Below are 19,026 nucleotides of genomic sequence, written 5' to 3'. Positions count from 1 at the left end.
TATTATGAGTACAGCTGTATACGGCATCGCCCAGGATTATGCTCACGCAGAGAACATCGTTCTTAATTTGAAGGACGCTGGCTTCTCCAACAACGAAATTTCCGTGCTGTTCCCGGACAAGGGCGGCACCCGCGATTTCGCCCACGAGCAAAATACCAAGCTACCCGAAGGCGCGACGACGGGCGGCATTGCCGGCATGGGCACTGGCGCCGTGCTCGGCTGGCTGGCCGGCATTGGCACGCTGGCCATCCCGGGTATCGGCCCATTCATCGCTGCCGGTCCGATCATGGCGGCCCTGGGCGGCGCCGCGGTGGGTGGCGCAGCCGGCGGCCTGATTGGCGGCTTGGTCGGCATGGGCATTCCGGAATACGAAGCCAAGCTGTATGACGGCAAAGTCCGCAACGGTAATGTATTGATTTCAGTGCACACTGACAGGTCCGAGCAGGTAACGGTTGCGAAGGAGATACTTGAGCGCGGCAATGCGACGGACATCAAGTCCACCTCGGAGGCAAGCGCCCCTTCCGGCGACTAAAGAAAGTGAGGCAGCCCGGTCAGTGCGCGCCTGAACGCCTCGGTGCTTTCCAGGACGTCCTGGGCGCCGAGGTCGTAACGCATGCCGTACTGCCGTTCGAGGATATCGAGCCGTTTTCGGACGCGCTCGTGCGCTGTGGCAGCCGAAACCTGCGCCCGGCTGGTCATAGCGTCCTGCAGCAGTTGCTCGCGCTCCTTCACGCCTGCGCCAAGGATGAAATAGCGCAGCAGTGTTTCGCCCTGGGCGCCCTGTACCGGTGTGCTGCGCGCCAATGTCCACAAGCCATCGGCGATGGCGCTGAACGCATTGGCCTCGTTCAGTGCCGCCTGGCGTCCCGCCAGTTCGCTGGCATGCAGGCCGTGCCACAGCCACACGTCGGCCAGGCAGTAATATTGGTTGGCGATGTCGCCCAGCGCCTGAGCAGGCCCGACGAAGCGCTCGAAGGGCCGCAGTTCTTGCCCGGCGCCGGCGGCCCAAGCGGGGAACCAGGACGGAAAATTGGCGCCGATCGCCAGCAGCGACAGCAGCGCGGCAGCTTGTTCTTTGCCCTGGCTCTGCACCATCGATACTGCGCGATAGACGATCGCCCGCGCATAGGCGCGGCGCGCGCGCCTGCGTTGCTGCTGCAGATCCTGGTCGGCGCTGCGGGACTGCAGCAGCAGGTTGCGGTTACCGACATGTCCCCACCAGTGGGCGGCGCGCAGGATGAACAGACGTTCCTTGTCCCAGTCCGGCTCGGGCACGTTGCGCAGCTCACGTTCTTCGGCTGCTTCGCCCGTGCCGGCATCGTCGGCGAAGGATGGCAGCCCCCGCATGAGCCGTACGCGTTCGCGCTCGCACCAGCCCTCAAGGTCCTGCGGCCGGCGCCGAGAGCTCGAATGGTTGCCGGCGCGCTGCCGAACCAGTTCCAGTGCGCGGGCAGGGTCGATGCGGAGCAGGCGGTTCTCGATATGATCGATGCAGAACAGCCGATACCAATGTGTCAGCGCGCTCGAGCCGGGCACCTGCCTGGCCAGATCGAATAAGTAGGCGATGCCGTGTTCCAGTTCCTCCTTGCTGCCGTAATATTTATGGCCAATTAACTTGATGACGCAGCAGTAGGCCGTCGTGTGGGCGTGCAGGCGAGTTTCGGCAAAGCACAGTTCGCTGATACAGGCATCCACATAGCCGGCGTCGTACATATACTGCTGCAGAGCAAAATCCGCATAGAGCAGTGTGAAGAAGCGTTCCAGCGCGCTGCTTTCTCCGGCGTAGCGCTCATGGCGCGTGTCCGCCAGCAGGCGGCCAAGCAGGTACATGAAGCCATCGCGGCCAAGGCCGACGATAATGGCGCCGAGCGGTGTGCCGACCATTCCGCCTTCGCGCCGCAGATTCACCAGCGTGTCCATTCCATAACTGCTGGTGCCGACGCGGATGCTGACTGGGTCCGCGGTGAACATGCGTGCAATATAGTTTGCAGCGAAATATTCGTGGAATGAAGGGTGGACGAAGTCGATCGCGGCGCTGCGTGGCTCAGCGGGGTTCGCCAGCATGAAGGGCAGGCGGCGCACGGCATCGATGAAGTCGGGCTGCGCCGCCTGCAGCGAATCCGGGTCGATGCGCCCCACGGTGCGGCTGGAACGGCGCAGGCTGTCGAAACAGATCTGCTCGAAGGCCTGGCGCCAGACCGGATCGCGAAGGCGTACCGTCAGGTCGTGCTCGCGCTCCGGGATGTTGCCGGAATGGTCGGCCAGGGCTTGAGTCAGTGCGCCGACCAGCGCCTCATACAGGTCGGCTCGCACCTGGACCTGAAGACGCTGGTCGGTCGGGCGCTCGAACAGACCGGCAATATAGGTCGACAGCGCCAGCGCCAGTAGCAGGGGGTTCGCCTGCACCGCCTGGGCATCGAAGTCCGTTGCGTGGCGCGCGGCGCTGCCTTGCCCCAGCCACTGGACGAAGGCAGCCTTGTCCAGCATATACTCCTGTCCGGGAAGCACAGGGATGAGCGTTGCCAGCACATTCAGCCATTCCTGGCAATACGCCAGCACATCGGCGCGATCAGGGCTGGCGAGCGACAAGGTGTCGCTTTCCCGCGGCACGCAATCGCCGCTGAACGTGTGCTCCCAGTCGAATGCATCCGCCACGTTGTAGCGGGGCCGGGAGGACAGCAGCAGATAAGCGAAGTCACAACCGATCGACTTCAGCCAGCGGCCCAGTGCGCGCAGCTTTTTGGCGTGGGCCGACGCCAGCTGGTCATAGCCGTCAACATACAGTGAGATCTGGAATCGCGCGCAGAGTGCTGCCAGCACCGAACCCTCCAGTGCGGACGCGGCGCTGTCGCGGCCGACAAAGGCCCATATATTGTCGCTGCTGCAGCCAGCCAGTGCCTCCAACGCCCGTATGCAACTGGCATCGTCGCAGGCATCAGGCAGCTGTTCCAGCACCTCAGCGTCACGTTGCAGGTCGATGTAGATCGGCAGACCGAGGCGGTGCCCGGCTGCTCCGCCGCGCCACAGGCTGTCCAGCTGCGCCATGTACAGGTATTTCAGCAAAGTTGATTTGCCCGTACCGGCCTGTCCGCACACGATGCGGACCGTGGTGGCCTCGCTCCGACCATCACGCCGCACATGGGGAATCGCGCGCGCGAGTTCGCGCACAACGTGGACATTCTGCAGAGTTCCACAGCGCAGTGGCAGCGGCGCGATGCGTGCGGCAAGTTGGTTCTCGCCAGGGAGCTTGCGCTCATCGGCCTGCTGTTGCAGCGCCTTGGCGCGCACAGCCTTGGCCAGCAAGTGCACCCAGCAATGCTCGGCCGGTACGCGCTTGCGTATTGCGGCCACATATTGTTCCAGCAAATAAGACCACGGATCGAGCACAAAGCCGGGATCGTACAGCTGGCGCAGTGCCCGTGCATGATCCAGCCCGGCGGCTGTCGACTTCGGCAGCTCCAGCAGCCTGCGCATGCCAGGCAGCAGGCAGGCAGTGGCGAGACGCTCGAGCGCATTCTCCACGTCCAGTTCTGGCGGCGCTTCGCCCGGTTTCGCCAGCAGGATCGCAACTGCCAGCGCACAGGCGGGCGAGGCGGCATCGGCTGCAACGACGCCGACTACCGTCAGCGCTCCCCGGTCCGATGTGCCAAACCGCCAGACCCCGGTTCCCGAAGTGGGCAGCTGGTATCCCCATTGGGGCAGATAATTCGGCAGGATGTCCTGCACCGCCGCGGCGACACTGGTCTTGTCCAGGCGCTGTTGCGACGAGCCAATGATCACGAGGCGGTCCGGTGCTTTGTCTGTCGCGACTTCTGCAAGGTAGGCCAGTGCGGTGCGGCAGCGTTGAATTGGATCGCCACCGGTCCATTTGCATTCCGCGTGCATTCGGGTGGCACGCACACCGTCCTCGAAGCAGAAGTCGAGTCGGATATCTTCCTGATCCACATTGTAAGTTTGCACTTCGGAATGGAGGCGCAAGTCATCGATTTCCACGATGATGCCTTGCGCACGTTCCAGGCAGCTTCGATAACCCGAGTAAGCCGCGATCGCCACTGCCCATTGCTGGAACGCCTGTCCCATGCCTGCCGCATGCAGAGTCATTCCCGTCTCCCCGATAGTGCGTAGCGCTATGCCACGGATCGCGGATCAATTAGCGCCGTGCGCCGTTTGCCTTTTCAATAAGCGACCACAATTCAATATTTTCGACGTCAGTCTGCTTCTCCGGACCATGCACATTCTTAAGCAGGTTGTAGATCGTCTCGGTGGGGATGCCGTTTTGTGACAGAAATCTCCAAGCGTAGATTGTTCCGAATTTGTGATTGAGCAAAACTGCTGCATTTGCCAATTCTGGCGGGACTTGGGGCGAAAGCATTTTCGATACCTCAGGTGTTCCCGACGTTTTTGAGGGCGAGGAAGAAATGATGTTCGCGCGGCTTGGGCGTACGCACTGATTCTCACACATTATCACTTGAGGTACTAACATTTTTTACACTAGTGTTGGCTGTACGGAACGAGCGAAAGCGTGTCAGCCATTGGCTGGTCCAAGGCAGCAAGCGGAAGAAATATGCCGGCATGCGCGAGAGGGCGCTGCGCGAAGCGGCTGTCGCACGGATTGCGCGAAAATTATGATAGGCTATCATTGCATCCGAGGAAATATTTTCGTGCCCGCTTTGCCAGCCGAAGCGGGCGATTCCACAATCCTGGCCAGCCGCAGCTACCCGCTGCAGGCCCGCCAGGATTGATCACTGCAAGTGTGACACCATCGCACATGAAGGAATCAGAATGAGCCAGGGCGAACCGCTTCGCCTGCACGTGCCCGAACCGACGGGACGTCCAGGCTGTGCAACCGATTTTTCCTATCTGCGCCTGTCGCCGGCCGGCGCCGTACGCCGGCCCGAGGTCGATGTGGCGCCCATGGATACGCGCGATCTTGCGTACTCCCTGGTCAGCGTGCTCGATGCCGAGGGCAACGCCGTCGGACCCTGGGCGCCGCAGATCGATATCGAAGTCGTACGCAAGGGCTTGCGCGCCATGATGAAGACCCGCATCTTCGATAGCCGCATGCTGATGGCGCAGCGCCAGAAGAAGATGTCGTTCTACATGCAGAGCCTGGGCGAAGAGGCGATCGGCACTGCGCAGGCGCTTGCGCTGAATGAAGACGACATGTGCTTTCCCACCTACCGCCAGCAAAGCATTCTCGTCGTGCGCGACTATCCGATGGTGGATATGATCTGCCAGCTGATGTCGAACGAACGCGACCCGCTCAAGGGCCGGCAGCTGCCCGTGATGTACTCGGTGAAGAAGGCGGGTTTCTTTTCCATCTCCGGTAACCTGGCGACGCAATACATCCAGGCGGTGGGCTGGGGCATGGCGTCGGCCATCAAGGGCGATACCAAGATTGCATCGGCATGGATCGGCGACGGCGCCACGGCGGAGGCGGACTTCGACACCGCCTTAACTTTCGCCCACGTGTACCGCGCGCCCGTAATCCTTAATGTGGTCAACAACCAGTGGGCCATCTCGACCTTCCAGGCCATCGCCGGCGGTGAGGACACGACCTTCGCCGCACGCGGCGTCGGCTGCGGCATCGCATCGCTGCGTGTCGATGGCAATGACTTCCTGGCGGTCTACTCGGCGTCGCGCTGGGCTGCCGAACGGGCGCGCCGCAACTTCGGACCATGCCTGATTGAATGGGTTACTTACCGCGCCGGCCCGCACTCGACATCGGACGATCCATCGAAATACCGCCCCGGCGATGACTGGTCGCATTTCCCGCTGGGAGATCCGATCGCGCGCCTGAAGCAGTATCTGATCAAGGCCGGCGCCTGGTCCGATCAGGAGCACGAAGAAACCCAGAAGCTGCTGGAGGCGGAAGTGCTGGCCGCGCAGAAGGAGGCGGAGCAGTACGGCACCATGGCCAGCGGCCACACCTTCAGTCCCGCGGAAATGTTCGATGGCATCTACAAGGAACTGCCGGAACACCTGCGCGTGCAACGTCAGCAACTGGGGATCTGAGATGGCGCAAAACACAGTCAAGACGCCCATGACCATGATCCAGGCGCTGCGCTCGGCGATGGATGTGATGATGGAGAAGGATGAAAATGTTGTGGTCTTCGGCCAGGATGTTGGCTACTTTGGCGGCGTGTTCCGCTGTACCGAGGGCCTGCAAAAGAAATACGGCAAGTCGCGCGTGTTCGATACGCCCATTTCCGAGGGCGGCATCGTTGGCGTGGCAATCGGCATGGGGGCGTATGGCCTGCGGCCGTGCATAGAAATCCAGTTTGCCGATTACATCTATCCGGCCTACGACCAGATCGTGTCCGAAGCGGCGCGCCTGCGATTCCGTTCGGCTGGCGACTTTACCGCGCCCATCACGATCCGCACGCCGTGCGGCGGCGGCATCTACGGCGGCCAGACCCACAGCCAAAGCCCGGAAGCCGTTTTCGCCCACGTTTGCGGCTTGCGCACGGTCATGCCGTCGAATCCCTACGACGCCAAGGGCCTGCTGATTTCCTCGATTGAAAACGACGATCCGGTGATCTTCCTCGAGCCTAAGCGTCTGTACAACGGACCGTTCGACGGCCACCACGACAAACCGGTGGTGCCATGGTCGCAGAACCCGCTGGGGGAGGTGCCCGAGGGCTATTACACCGTCCCCCTCGACAAGGCGGCTGTTTTCCGGCCGGGCAAGCAGCTTACCGTACTCGCTTACGGCACCATGGTGTGGGTATGCGAGGCGGCGGCGCGCGAAACCGGCATCGATGCCGAGATCATCGACTTGCGCAGCCTGTGGCCACTGGACCTGGAGGCGATCGTCGAGTCGGTCAGGAAAACCGGCCGCTGCGTGGTTGTGCACGAGGCCACGCGCACCTGTGGTTTCGGCGCCGAGCTGGTGTCGCTGGTGCAGGAGCATTGCTTCTACCATCTGGAAGCGCCGATTGAACGCGTGACGGGTTGGGATACGCCTTATCCGCATGCGCAGGAATGGGCGTATTTCCCCGGACCGGCGCGCGTTGGCGCGGCGTTCAAACGTGCGGTGGAGGCATAACGATGGGTATTCATGTCATCAAGATGCCTGACATTGGCGAGGGCATTGCGGAAGTTGAACTGGTCGAGTGGCATGTCAAGGTGGGCGACGCGGTCACCGAAGACATTATCCTGGCTGACGTCATGACCGACAAGGCCACGATTGAAATTCCCTCGCCGGTCCACGGCACCGTGGCCATGCTCGGCGGCGCGGCGGGGCAGGTGATGGCTGTGGGGGCGGATCTGATTCATATTGAAGTGGAGGGCGAGGGCAACCTGAAACCGCAACCCGGTGCGGCTGCTGCACCGGCGAAGCCAGCCCCGGTCCCGGTTCCTGCACCGCCGCCGGTGGCGCCCGCCGTCGCTACGCCGGCAGCGGCGCCTGCAGCCGCCATGCCCGCGGCGCACGCCCCCGCGTCCGTGCGCGTGGCGCGCGAAGCCGGTGAACGTCCGCTCGCTTCGCCCGCCGTGCGCAAGCGGGCATGGGACATGGGCGTTGAACTGCAGTTCGTGCACGGCAGCGGACCGGCCGGCCGCATCCTGCACACCGACCTGGATTCCTACGTTGCGCGCGGCGCGCAAGGCGCACCGTCCGCCGTCGCTGGCGGCTATCGCGAGAACCACACGGAACAGACCATTCCGCTGATCGGCCTGCGGCGCAAGATCGCGCAGAAGATGCAGGAGTCGAAGCGCCGCATCCCGCACTTCTCCTACGTGGAGGAGATCGACGTAACGGAGCTCGAGAACCTTCGTATGCGCCTGAACGAGGACCTGGGCAAGGAACGCGGCAAGCTGACGGTGCTGCCCTTGCTGGCCCGTGCCCTGGTCGTCGCGCTGCGCCAGTTCCCGCAGATGAACGCGCGCTTCGATGACGATGCCGGCGTCGTCACGCAATATGGCGCCGTCCATCTCGGCATCGCCACCCAGACCGAGGCCGGCCTGATGGTGTCGGTGATGCGCCACGCCGAGGCGCGCGACTTGTGGTCCTGCGCCGCGGAGATCGGGCGCCTTGCCGATGCCGCGCGCACCGGCAAGGCTACGCGCGACGAGTTGTCCGGTTCGACGATCACCATCTCCAGCCTGGGCGCCCTGGGAGGCATCGTCACAACGCCCGTGATCAATCATCCGGAAGTCGCCATCATCGGCGTCAACAAGATCGTGGAGCGGCCCATGGTGCGCCAGGGTGGAATTGTGGTTCGCAAGATGATGAATTTGTCGTCCTCGTTCGACCACCGCGTGGTCGACGGCATGCACGCGGCCCAGTTCGTGCAAGCCATCCGCGCCTTGCTGGAATGTCCAGCGATGCTATTCGTGGAGTAAGCATGAACCAACATACCACTACGCTGCTGGTGATCGGCGGCGGCCCTGGCGGCTATATCGCGGCCATTCGCGCCGGCCAGCTCGGCATACCCACCACGCTGGTCGAAGCCGGTGAACTGGGCGGCACCTGCCTCAATGTCGGCTGCATTCCCTCCAAGGCCCTGATTCACGCGGCGGATGAATTCGAAAAGGCCAGCCATTTCGCAAGCGGTTCGGCGCTGGGCATTTCGGTACAGGCGCCGCGCATCGACATCGGCCAGACCGTCTTGTGGAAAGATGGCATCGTCGGGCGCCTGACCGGCGGCGTGGCGGCGCTGCTGAAAAAGAGTGGCGTGCGCGTCGTCAAAGGGTGGGCCAATATCGTCGACGGCAAGACCGTTGAAGTGATTCGCGATGGCGAAAGCACCCAGCGCATCGGCTGCCAGCACCTGTTGCTGGCCACCGGTTCACATGCCGCAGAACTGCCCTTCATGCCATTTGGCGGGCCTGTGATCAGCGCGACGGAAGCGCTTTCGCCCAAGACCATCCCCGGCAAGCTGGTGGTGGTGGGAGCAGGGTATATCGGTCTTGAACTGGGTATTGCCTATGCCAAGCTTGGGGCGCAGGTGCACGTGGTGGAGGCGCAGGAGCGTATCCTGCCGTCCTACGACGCGGACTTGAGCCGTCCGGTGGCCATTGCACTCAAGGGCCTGGGCGTTGAAACGCACCTTGGCTGCTCGGTGCTCGGCCTGGATCCGGAGGGCGCTGCGGTGCGCATCCGGGACGCTGCCGGCGAAGAGTCGGCACTGGTGGCGGACCAGGTGCTCGTCGCCGTCGGGCGGCGCCCGAACACGCGCGGCTTCGGCCTGGAAAAGCTGCGCATCGACATGGATGGCCACTACATCAAGGTCGATGACCAGTGCCGCACCTCAATGCGCGATGTGTGGGCCATCGGCGACGTGACCGGCGAACCAATGCTGGCGCACCGCGCCATGGCGCAAGGCGAGATGGTCGCCGAAATCATCAGTGGCAAGCGGCGCCATTTCAGCCCGGCTGCCATTGCGGCGGTGTGCTTTACCGATCCGGAAGTCGTGGTGGTCGGTGCTACTCCCCAGCAGGCGCGAGCGCAGGGGATCGCTTGCATCGACGCCTCGTTCCCGTTCGCTGCCAACGGACGCGCCATGTCGCTTGAATCCAGGGATGGCTTCGTGCGGGTGGTGGCGCGCAGCGACAATCATCTGATCGTTGGCTGGCAAGCGGTCGGGAAGGCAGTGTCGGAGTTGTCCGCTGCGTTTGCCCAGTCCATCGAAATGGCGGCGACGCTTGAAGATGTGGCAGGGACGATCCATGCGCATCCTACATTGAGCGAGGCGATCCAGGAGGCAGCACTGCGCGCCTTGGGGCACGCGCTGCATATTTAAACTGACGCGAAACGCGGAGAATGGCTGCGGCTTTTATCGACGGCCCTTGTGATTTAACCGTATTTTCTGCTTTTTCGTCCGCCGCCTTGCGCGTTTCACCTACGAATACCCCTTGCGCAATGTCCGCAAGGGGCGGAGCCATTTCCCCTCTATTTATTCCGCGTATTTAATCCGCGCTCATCGCAATTATTATTTCGTCGATGACATTTTAATAAAACCGGGCCACTGCATTTAACCAACACATACTTTGGCCGCCGCTTGACTTGCAGTGAACGCGTTATAAGCTTCTAAAGTGATTGATCCCAGCCAAACAAATAACAATAGGTGTTTCAATGTGTTCGAAAAGGGAGATTTCAAATGGGAACTTATAATCGTCTCACCGTAACGGCATTGGCATTAATTACTGCTGCATTCAGCCTGCCGGCGGCCTTTGCCGAAGCGCCGGCCAGTACGCCCACGGTCAGCGTCAGCGTGTTCGTGAATAGTGGACTGAATAATCCCCGGGGCTTGCGCTTCGGACCCGATGGCAATCTGTATGTCGCCGAGGGCGGGACTGGCGGTACCAACCAGACCACCGAAGAGCAATGTATGCAGGTCCCTGGAGCCGGCCCCTACAAAGGCAGCCCAACAGGCGGGCGCATCTCGCGCATCGATGCAGCAGGCAACCGGACAACGGTCACGGATACATTCGCGTCCAGCCAGACGGTGGATGCCATTGGCAGCCTGGTCAGCGGGGTCGCCGATGTGGCGTTCATCGGCAATACCATGTACGCGCTGCTGGCGGGCGCGGGCTGCTCGCACGGCGTCCCCGGCACGACGAATGGCATCGCTCGTGTCAACAGCGACGGCACCTGGAAACTGATTGCCGATCTCAGCGCCTTCCAGATGGCGAATCCGGTAGCCAACCCGGAACCAACGGACTTTGAGCCGGACGGCACCTGGTGGAGCATGGTGGTCGTGCATGGCGACTTCTACGCTGTCGAACCCAACCATGGCGAGCTCGTGAAGGTGACTCCCAGGGGCAAAATCACCCGTGTGTCCGACATCTCGGCCTCGCAAGGACATATAGTGCCGACCTCCGTCGCCTATAAGAACGGCAAATTCTACGTTTCCAATCTCGGCCGCTTTTCCCCTGGTGACCTTAACCGGCAGGGTGTCTACCAGATTTCGTATGGCGGCCACGTGCGCCAGGTGGCTTCGGGACTGAGCAAGGTACTGGGGATGGCTTTTGACGACCGCGATCGGTTATATGTGCTCGAAACCTCGTATTCACCAACCGATTCGGGGCCGAACCCCTTCACCGGCCGGCTGCTTCGCATCCTTCCGAATGGGCAGCAGCAGGTGTTGATAGACAGCAGCAGCAACCTCCTGTTCTTCCCCACCGGTATGACTTTCGGGCCGGACGGTGCGCTGTATATTTCCAATATCGGTTTCGGTCCTCCTCCAATTGGCCTGGGCCAGATCCTGCGCGTCGAAATTCCGGACTGCGACGAAGACCATCGGCATTCGAAAAAATGCCGCGGCGATCATGAGGATTGAGCTTCAGCTATATTGAGTTATGCGGCAACTCACAAAGGAGATGATCATGCATGCGATGGTAAGAACCTATACAGGACCTGGCGCACAGCAGCTTTTCGATGTGCTGGAAGCGCGCAAAGCCGATGTCGAAGCCAATCTGCGCAACGTGCCCGGGCTCGTCAGCTACATCCTGGTGAGCAGTGGCGATGGTGGCATGTCGGTGACGGTATGCAAGGACAGGGCTGGTGTCGAAGAGAGCATGAAGGTCGCACGCGAGTGGATCCAGAAGAATGCTCCGAACGTCCTGGCCAACCCGCCCACCATTACGGAAGGGCAGGTCGTAGTGCAGATCAATTAACGTTCGCAGTTCGCGCCGGCTTATCGCCGGGCCTGCGATTCCTCGGGCGGTCAAGGGTCGGCATTCGTCGACCCTTGACCGCCTTTTCGCGCCGGTGCTATATTCCGGCTGTCGGAAAAGGCAGACTTGGTTTGGTAAGCCCAAGTCCTTTCGGTAACGAAAGCTCTGGTCTTTGGCCCTTGCATCAGATCCCCACGACGAATTTTTGACGCCGCATGGCGTCCAACTATTCGTCCGTGTGTACCCTGAACCTGGGAACGCTCCGGTCGAATATCGACAAAGGAGCTCGACATGCAATCCCCCCACACCAATTTTCATGACGTCCTGATCGCAGGCGCCGGCTCCGTAGGCCTGTTTCTCGCTTGTGAACTGCGGCTTGCCGGCTGCTCTGTGCTTGTGCTGGAGCAGATGCAAGAAGCCGCACACACCGCTGAAGCATCTGCCGTTCGGGCTACGAGGCCTTTCCGTACCGACCATTGAAAGCCTCGATCGCCGCGATTTGCTGCGCCCTCTGGAAGAGATTGCGGTCAGGCGCGACGCGCCAGCCGCCGCTCACTGGATGCAGCAATCCCGGCGTCCCGCAGGTCATTTCGCGGGCATCCAGTTCTTCCACGACCAGATAGACAGTGCGCAGTGGCCATACCGTCTGCCCGGCCCAGTCAGCAATCTCGCCGCGGACATGGCAAGTATTGAGGCCGTTCTTTCAGCTCGTGCTGAAACCCTGGGTGTCGAGATCCTGCGCGGCTGCGGCGTTGAAAATCTCGAGCAATCGACGAACGGCGTGACCGTCTTCGCAGGTGGCGAAGCATTCCGCGGTCAATGGCTGGTGGGCTGTGATGGTGGGCGAAGCACGGTGCGCAAGGCCGCAGGCATCGGCTTCACCGGCACAGATCCGGAGTTCACGGGATATTCAGCCCTGGTCAGGCTGGCAGACCGGCACATGCTCAAGCCTGGCCGCCACCATACCCCGACCGGCATGTACACATTTGCAGCGCCAGGCACGATTGCGATGGTTGATTTTGACGGGGGCGCTTTTCACCGCAGCGATCCGGTCACGCGCGAACACATCGAGGCTGTTCTGCGCAAGGTGACCGGCGCCGACGTGCGGGTAACGGATCTGGACCTCGCCACTACGTGGACCGACCGCGCTTACCAGGCAACGGAATACCGCAAGGGCCGCGTACTGCTGGCGGGAGACGCAGCGCACATCCATTCGCCGCTGGGTGGCCAGGGGCTGAACCTTGGACTTGGCGATGCGATGAACCTGGGTTGGAAGCTCGCGGCGACGATACGGGGAAGCGCTCCCGCCGATCTGCTGGATACCTATGCTCGCGAGCGGTATCCCGTAGGTAAGCAGGTTCTTGATTGGTCCCGCGCACAGGTAGCATTGATGCGCCCAAGCCAGAGTTCGCGCGCACTGGAGGCGATCATTCGTGACCTTATCCAAACGCGTGACGGCGCCACCTATTTCGCCCAGCGCGTATGGGGCGTCGGAGTTCGTTATGATCATGGCGATGGCCACCCGCTGGTGGGCCGCAGCGCGCCGGACTTCGAGCTGGCCGATGGAACAAGCTTGAATCTGCACCTTCGAACCGGACTCGGACTATTGCTCGACTTCGAGGAATGCAGTGCCCTGAAGTCGCTGGCTCGCCGCTGGAATGACCGCGTCGGCTATGTCGCAAGCGACGCGAAGGATCGCCTGGGATTAAGCGCCTTGTTGATGCGGCCTGACGGAATCGTTGCCTGGGCCAGTGACATCGCTGGCGACCAGTCCGGCGCTGCCTGCAGCTTGTCAAAGTGGTTTGGAGAGCCTTCCAGCGAAATCAGGTGACGAGCCGATCCGGCATGACGCCGATTGCAGATCGAGTGGCGCGGATTGAATTAACAAAGTCGCCCGATCTTTCTATACTCCAGGCGGAGTTTACACAGGTATGCAATTGCGCCCCCGTGAATTACGATGGAATACTCATGATGCAAAACAAAACCTTTTTGCTGAACATTGGTTGGCAAGCCTTACTGAGGGATTTTGGCTTGCAGCCAGTTCATGTACTGCGGCGGGCTGGCCTTGCTGAAGATCTGCTTGTCAGTGGAAAGGGGGAGCTTACAACTGAAGACTATTTCCGTTTCTGGCGTGCGTTGGAGGCTGAATCCCATGATGTCATGTTTCCCCTCCGAATAGTCGAAGCGGTCTCGGCCGAGTCTTTTGATCCGCCATTGTTCGCGGCTTTGTGCAGCGCCAATCTTTTGCAAGCGGTTCAGCGCCTGGCCAAATACAAGCAACTGGTCGCGCCCGTGAGCCTGGAGGTACACGTCGGAAAAGCTGGTGAACTGACGGTCTCGCCTCGCTGGCTATCGGTACAGACTGAAGTGCCGTACTCGCTGCAAGTTGCCGAGATCGCCTTTTTCTTGCGCCTGGCCAGGCTCGCGACCCGTGAGCCCATCAAAGCGCTTCGGGTGGCCCTTCCCAAACTACCGCCCAGCGCCTACATCAAGCGCTTCCAAAGCTTTTTCGGAACCTCTGTTGAAGCCGCAGCCGGTCCAAGCATAAGCTTCGCCGCCTCGGACGTCTTGCGTCCCTTTCTCACAACGAATGAAAGCATGTGGCGCGTATTTGAACCCGAGTTGCGACGCAGGCTGAGCGAACTCAATGCGGCTGCGACGACGGCCGAACGGGTGAGGGCGGTCTTGCTGGAGCTGCTGCCCAGTAATTCAGCGACCATTGAGAATGCGGCTGCGCGCCTGGGCATGAGCAAGCGTACTTTGCAGCGTCGTCTTGAAGACGAGGGGCAGAATTTTCGCGCCCTGGTCAATGTAACCCGAGAGAGCCTGGCCCGCCATTATTTGGAAAACACGGCGTTGTCGGGAGGGGAGATAGCCTTCCTGCTCGGATTCGAAGATCCCAATTCCTTCTATCGGGCATTCCAGGACTGGACCGGGCAGACGCCCGACAGCGCGCGGCGCACCATGCGCCTTAATTGAACCCAAGCAGGCCTGGAAGTGCCTTCCGCCGTGCGAGCGCTGCTTGCCTCGGCATTCGGAATTGCCGGCGCAGATTGAGGCGCAAGTGGCGTACGGCGCAAGTGGATTGGTGCGGCGTCTTCTCTAAGGTAGTGGCATCTCCACTCCTGATGAGGTTGCACATGAATGCCCGCCGTATCGTCTTCTCCACCGCCATTTTGTTTGGTTTTTGCTTCGCCCAATTATCTTTCGCGCAGAGCGATTGGTCGCTGGCCAGGGATGCCGAAGGCATCAAGGTTTATGTGCGCAATATCGTGGGTTCCCCCTCTGCGCGAATTCCGGGGCGAGGTTCAATTAAAGGCCACTCCGGAGATGGTGGTCAAGGTGTTACGCGACGCCGACGCCTTCCGCAAATGGATGCCGGACGTCGCCTCCTCGGAATTGCTCAAGACCACAGACGGCGAGCAATTCCACTACCTGGACAATAAGGCGCCCTGGCCGGTATCCAATCGCGACGGCATTTACCACTTCGTTTATTCAAAGGCTGGCGATGGGACGGTCACCATCCGGGTGGAGGCAGTTCCCGATTACCTGCCGTTGCGTGAAAACTAGGTGCGTATTCCTCAGGCGAACGGACAGTGGAAACTGGTCCCCCAGCGCCGATGGCGTGATTGTTGTCTACCAGATGCATGCGGCACCCGGCGGCGCCATTCCCGGTTGGCTGGCCAACCAGACTGTGGTGGACACGCCCTTTGGAACGCTCAAGGGGCTAAGGAGCTACCTGCAGGCAGCCCGTTGACATCAGCAAAGCACCGGCGAGCGGCGCAAAGCGTGGGCGTTCTGGCGCGCTTTGCAAGTGAAGTTATCCGCTGTATCCGGACAATAGGCTCCATTCAAACAACGTGGTTCGACATGTTCATCAAAGGTAAGAAAACCGCCCTGGTCACCGGCGCATCGTCGGGTATGGGCAAGGCCATCGCCATGCGCCTGATCGAGGATGGCTACCAGGTCTACGTGGCCGCGCGTAGTATTGACAAAATGGCCGATCTGGCCAGCTTGGGCGCGCAGCCCCTGCGTATGGACATTTCCAGGGATGAGGAGATCGTCGCCGGGGTCGACACCATCCTCGCCCAGACGGGTGGCGTGGACGTGCTGGTCAATAACGCCGGATTCGGCTTGTACGGGCCGGTGGAAGAAATCGGCATCGACGAAGCGCGGTACCAGTTCGAGGTGAACCTGTTCGGCGCTGCGCGGCTGACGCAGCTGTTGTTGCCATCGATGCGAGATAGACGCTCCGGGTACGTCGTCAACATCACCTCGATGGGCGGCAAGATGTACAGCGCCCTGGGAGCCTGGTATCACGCAACGAAGCATGCGCTGGAAGGCTGGTCGGACTGCCTGCGCCTGGAAGTGGCCGAGTTCGGCATCAAGGTAGTGATCGTCGAGCCGGGCGTGATCGAAACAGGCTTCGGCGACGGCGCCACCGACAGCATCGTCAAGCGTTCATCCGATGGTCCCTATGGCCGGATGGTGCAGATGGTCGCCAGGTCGATCAAACAGACCTATGGCCATGGCACGGGTAGCGATCCGAACGTGATCGCGGAGGTCGTCTCCAGGGCCGTCGCCAGCCACAACCCAAGCACGCGCTATGCAGCCGGCAAGTTCGCCAAATTACTTATCCGCATGCGCGTATGGTTAGGTGACCGCATGTTTGACCGCATCATCCTTAGCCAGACCCGCTGACATCAATCAGCTATGCCCGGAACGTATGCCTCGCTTGCAAAAAATCATACTTTCGAAATGCCCTGCCGGAAAAATATCACGTATTCTTGGTATCGATAACTGATTAGAGCCAGTTGATACCAAAAGTGAGATCACATTCAAATAATGAACAGGCGTAGAGAGTTGCTGAAACAGTTGGGTGCATCCATTCCCGCGTGGGCGTTGACCAGGTATGTCAGCGCCGCTGACAGGTTGCTCAATAGCGAGAGCAGGGATGTGATTGAATGCCGGATCGACGACACACGCATAAAAATCCAGTTCGTGACGGACCAGATCGTCCGTGTCACTGTGACCCGCAATCCTGAGTGGTCCAAATCTGCCAGCCTGATGCGGGTCCCCATCATGGCCAAGCCTGGAACTATAGAGCGCAGCGACGATGGCGCCACGCTCACGCTTCAGTCGTCGAAGCTGGCTGCGAAACTGGACCGTGGCACCGGTGCGGTCTCGTTCTGGCGTGCGGATGGCGAACTTCTGCTGGAAGAGGATAAGCATTCGCCGCGATCGTTCGCGCCGGTTGCGGTCATCAAATCCGTGCCTGATCCGACAACAGTAAGGCGGGTCAGGACGGTGGACGGCGAGAGGCAAGTCGCGGCCGCATACGTGCAAAGGAAAGACCGCGATGCCTGGAGCGCAACGGCGCGTTTTCGGCTGCGCGACGGCGAGGCGCTGTACGGAATGGGTTTCGATGAAACAGATGACCTCAACCTGCGCGGCAAGCACAAACGGCTGTATCAGCACAACTTACGCATCGTCATACCTTTCCTGGTCTCGACGCGCGGCTACGGGCTGCTGTTCGATACTTACAGTGCGCTGACCTTCGCCGATGGCCCGGATGGCACGTCCATCAGCAGCGACGTGGTCGACGAACTCGATTATTACGTTGTGCTCGGCCCCTCAATGGATGGTGCGATTGCCGGCTATCGCCAGTTGACGGGCGCCGCCGCCATGTTGCCTAAGTGGGCCTTCGGCTATATGCAGTCGCGGGAGCGCTATGTCACCCAGGACGAGTTAGTTGACACGGCCAGGCAGTTCCGTAAGCGGAACATCCCGCTGGACACCATCGTCCAGGATTGGAGCTATTGGGTGCCGAACCACTGGGGCAGTTTTGCTCCGGATGCGGCGCGCTATCCTGACATCGGCGCGATGACCAAGGCCGTGCATGATATGAATGCGCACGTGATGATTTCGATCTGGCCTAATCCCAGTCCGCTCGATCCGCCTGGGAAAACGCTCAAAGACAACGGGTATACGCTGGCCGGCACTGACTTTGTCGACTTCTTCCAGCCCAAAGCGGGCGCGATGTACTTTGACAACGCGTGGAAGTACCTTGGCATGCATGGCATTGATGCATGGTGGTGCGATTCGACGGAGCCCGAAGTCGCGGACTGGGTGACTCAAGCCAAACGCGCGGAGAATGCCGACGAGGTCAATATTGCCGGCCTGGCGAAAATCATCGATGCCCAATTCCTGAATGCCTACGCACTGGCCGATTCCACGAGTCTGTACCGCAACTGGCGCAAGGCCGCACCAGACAGACGCCTGGTGAACTTGACGCGCTCCGGCTATGCGGGCAGCCAGGCTGTGGGGGCGGTGGTGTGGACCGGCGACATCTCGGCTAGGTGGTCGGTCTTTGCGCAGCAGGTGGCCGCGCTCCAGAGCTGCAGCGCATCTGGCATCCCATATGTGACCTGCGACATCGGGGGCTTCTTTGTCCGGCGCGGCAAGCAGTGGTTCTGGAATGGCGACTATGAAGGCGGCGTGGAGGACCTGGGCTACCGCGAACTGTACACGCGCTGGCTGCAATTCGGTGTGTTTCTACCGATGTTCCGGAGCCATGGCACTGACACGCCTCGTGAGCCCTGGCATTTCGGTGAACCGGGCACACCGTTCTATGACGCCATCCTGGATGCGATCCAGTTGCGCTATCGCTTGTTGCCGTTCATTTACTCGCAGGCCGGATTGGTGCATTTGACCGGCGCCACCTTCATCCGCCCGTTGGCGTTTGGATTTCCGGGCGACCGTCGCACGCACGACCTGAAATCGCAGATGCTGTTCGGCGATGGCATCATGGTCAGTCCGGTGCTGGCGCCGATGTATTACGGTGTGCAGTCGGCGCCGATCGAGGGGACACCCCGCACGCGTGACGTGTATTTGCCCAAAGGGACATGGATCGACTTCTGGACCGGGCAGGCGCATACCGGCGGCCGTACGATCGCGGTCGACGCGCCGCTGTCGCGGATGCCGCTTCATGTGCGGGCTGGCAGCGTGCTGCCGATGGGGCCGGCAGTGCAGTATGCATCGGAAGTGCCCGATGCGCAGATTGAGCTGCGCGTCTATCCGGGCGCCGATGGCGAGTACACGTACTACGAAGACGCCGGTGACGGCTGGGGCTATGAGCGCGGCGAGTACGCGCTGACGAATATGAGCTGGGATGACGACGGTCGGACGCTGACGATTCGCGCTCGCCGTGGCCGTTTTCCGGGCATACGGCAACAGCGCCGCTTCAAGGTGGTCGTGGTCGATTCCAGCAATGGCCGCGGCGGAGAGTTCGCAGGACAAAATGCCATCGACATAATCTACGAAGGCAGGGAAGTAGTCGTCAGCACTGACAAACGCCAAGCCCCCCGATACCGCCGCTAGCGGCCCAGGCGGACACCTTCAGGC

Annotated in this window: 14 protein-coding genes and 1 pseudogene; 13 read left to right on the top strand and 2 right to left on the bottom strand. The window is 61.1% G+C overall.

Annotation, left to right across the window (positions count from 1 at the left end):
- The first annotated feature begins 4 nt into the window (after positions 1-4).
- Positions 5-532, top strand: a complete 528-nt coding sequence (locus ACHMW6_RS17790) for a hypothetical protein (RefSeq protein WP_395408396.1) — start codon at positions 5-7, stop codon at positions 530-532.
- Here ACHMW6_RS17790 and ACHMW6_RS17785 read toward each other — a convergent pair.
- Together ACHMW6_RS17785 and ACHMW6_RS17780 are read right to left on the bottom strand one after the other, a co-directional pair.
- Positions 529-4,101: a hypothetical protein gene (locus ACHMW6_RS17785; protein ID WP_395408395.1), complete on the bottom strand. Its 3,573-nt coding sequence runs from the start codon at positions 4,099-4,101 to the stop codon at positions 529-531. The genes ACHMW6_RS17790 and ACHMW6_RS17785 overlap by 4 nt on opposite strands.
- A gap of 49 nt (positions 4,102-4,150) precedes the next feature.
- Positions 4,151-4,372 carry a hypothetical protein gene (locus ACHMW6_RS17780; protein ID WP_395408394.1) on the bottom strand — a complete coding sequence of 74 codons (222 nt, stop codon included), beginning with the start codon at positions 4,370-4,372 and terminating at the stop codon, positions 4,151-4,153.
- 410 nt (positions 4,373-4,782) lie between these two features.
- On the opposite strand from ACHMW6_RS17780, the gene ACHMW6_RS17775 reads away from it, so the two are divergent.
- The 12 genes and pseudogenes from ACHMW6_RS17775 to ACHMW6_RS17720 all read left to right on the top strand — a co-directional run bounded on the left by ACHMW6_RS17775 (position 4,783) and on the right by ACHMW6_RS17720 (position 19,002).
- Positions 4,783-6,015, top strand: a complete 1,233-nt coding sequence (locus ACHMW6_RS17775; protein WP_395408392.1) for a 3-methyl-2-oxobutanoate dehydrogenase (2-methylpropanoyl-transferring) subunit alpha — start codon at positions 4,783-4,785, stop codon at positions 6,013-6,015.
- Position 6,016: 1 nt separating this feature from the next.
- Positions 6,017-7,048 (top strand): alpha-ketoacid dehydrogenase subunit beta, encoded by a 1,032-nt coding sequence (locus tag ACHMW6_RS17770; protein WP_395408391.1) that lies wholly within the window; start codon positions 6,017-6,019, stop codon positions 7,046-7,048.
- Between the two features lie 2 nt (positions 7,049-7,050).
- Positions 7,051-8,346, top strand: a complete 1,296-nt coding sequence (locus tag ACHMW6_RS17765; protein ID WP_395408390.1) for a dihydrolipoamide acetyltransferase family protein — start codon at positions 7,051-7,053, stop codon at positions 8,344-8,346.
- Positions 8,347-8,348: 2 nt separating this feature from the next.
- Positions 8,349-9,746, top strand: a complete 1,398-nt coding sequence (gene lpdA, locus ACHMW6_RS17760; protein ID WP_395408389.1) for a dihydrolipoyl dehydrogenase — start codon at positions 8,349-8,351, stop codon at positions 9,744-9,746.
- A 357-nt stretch (positions 9,747-10,103) separates the two neighbouring features.
- Positions 10,104-11,285 carry a ScyD/ScyE family protein gene (locus tag ACHMW6_RS17755; protein ID WP_395408387.1) on the top strand — a complete coding sequence of 394 codons (1,182 nt, stop codon included), beginning with the start codon at positions 10,104-10,106 and terminating at the stop codon, positions 11,283-11,285.
- Between the two features lie 46 nt (positions 11,286-11,331).
- Entirely contained in the window at positions 11,332-11,622 is a 291-nt protein-coding gene (locus ACHMW6_RS17750) for a hypothetical protein (protein WP_395408386.1), read from the top strand.
- A 291-nt stretch (positions 11,623-11,913) separates the two neighbouring features.
- Positions 11,914-13,453: pseudogene (locus ACHMW6_RS17745) on the top strand (FAD-dependent monooxygenase).
- 14 nt (positions 13,454-13,467) lie between these two features.
- A complete protein-coding gene (locus ACHMW6_RS17740) occupies positions 13,468-14,601 on the top strand; it encodes an AraC family transcriptional regulator ligand-binding domain-containing protein (RefSeq protein WP_395408385.1) in 1,134 nt (377 codons plus the stop codon).
- Between the two features lie 351 nt (positions 14,602-14,952).
- Complete coding sequence (locus tag ACHMW6_RS17735; protein WP_395408384.1) at positions 14,953-15,192, top strand: hypothetical protein; 240 nt, start codon at positions 14,953-14,955, stop codon at positions 15,190-15,192.
- 55 nt (positions 15,193-15,247) lie between these two features.
- On the top strand, positions 15,248-15,379 hold the full coding sequence (locus ACHMW6_RS17730) for a hypothetical protein (protein WP_395408383.1): 132 nt from the start codon (positions 15,248-15,250) through the stop codon (positions 15,377-15,379).
- Positions 15,380-15,492: 113 nt separating this feature from the next.
- The gene (locus ACHMW6_RS17725) at positions 15,493-16,323 is read left to right on the top strand and encodes an oxidoreductase (RefSeq protein ID WP_395408382.1); all 831 of its coding nucleotides are present in this window, start codon (positions 15,493-15,495) and stop codon (positions 16,321-16,323) included.
- Positions 16,324-16,485: 162 nt separating this feature from the next.
- Positions 16,486-19,002 (top strand): TIM-barrel domain-containing protein, encoded by a 2,517-nt coding sequence (locus ACHMW6_RS17720; protein WP_395408381.1) that lies wholly within the window; start codon positions 16,486-16,488, stop codon positions 19,000-19,002.
- Positions 19,003-19,026: the final 24 nt, after the last annotated feature.

The organism is Pseudoduganella sp. UC29_106, assembly GCF_044055365.1.
Taxonomy (GTDB): Bacteria; Pseudomonadota; Gammaproteobacteria; order Burkholderiales; family Burkholderiaceae_D; genus Rugamonas.
Note: the sequence above shows the minus strand (reverse complement) of the source record. Positions and strands in the feature narration are given on the sequence as shown.

What these genes read in the sequence shown, in the direction of transcription:
- ACHMW6_RS17790 (WP_395408396.1), top strand. Translation starts at nt 5, where the DNA reads ATGAGTACAGCTGTATACGGCATCGCCCAGGATTATGCTCACGCAGAG.
- ACHMW6_RS17785 (WP_395408395.1), bottom strand. Translation starts at nt 4,101, where the DNA reads ATGACTCTGCATGCGGCAGGCATGGGACAGGCGTTCCAGCAATGGGCA.
- ACHMW6_RS17780 (WP_395408394.1), bottom strand. Translation starts at nt 4,372, where the DNA reads ATGCTTTCGCCCCAAGTCCCGCCAGAATTGGCAAATGCAGCAGTTTTG.
- ACHMW6_RS17775 (WP_395408392.1), top strand. Translation starts at nt 4,783, where the DNA reads ATGAGCCAGGGCGAACCGCTTCGCCTGCACGTGCCCGAACCGACGGGA.
- ACHMW6_RS17770 (WP_395408391.1), top strand. Translation starts at nt 6,017, where the DNA reads ATGGCGCAAAACACAGTCAAGACGCCCATGACCATGATCCAGGCGCTG.
- ACHMW6_RS17765 (WP_395408390.1), top strand. Translation starts at nt 7,051, where the DNA reads ATGGGTATTCATGTCATCAAGATGCCTGACATTGGCGAGGGCATTGCG.
- lpdA (WP_395408389.1), top strand. Translation starts at nt 8,349, where the DNA reads ATGAACCAACATACCACTACGCTGCTGGTGATCGGCGGCGGCCCTGGC.
- ACHMW6_RS17755 (WP_395408387.1), top strand. Translation starts at nt 10,104, where the DNA reads ATGGGAACTTATAATCGTCTCACCGTAACGGCATTGGCATTAATTACT.
- ACHMW6_RS17750 (WP_395408386.1), top strand. Translation starts at nt 11,332, where the DNA reads ATGCATGCGATGGTAAGAACCTATACAGGACCTGGCGCACAGCAGCTT.
- ACHMW6_RS17740 (WP_395408385.1), top strand. Translation starts at nt 13,468, where the DNA reads ATGACGCCGATTGCAGATCGAGTGGCGCGGATTGAATTAACAAAGTCG.
- ACHMW6_RS17735 (WP_395408384.1), top strand. Translation starts at nt 14,953, where the DNA reads ATGGTGGTCAAGGTGTTACGCGACGCCGACGCCTTCCGCAAATGGATG.
- ACHMW6_RS17725 (WP_395408382.1), top strand. Translation starts at nt 15,493, where the DNA reads ATGTTCATCAAAGGTAAGAAAACCGCCCTGGTCACCGGCGCATCGTCG.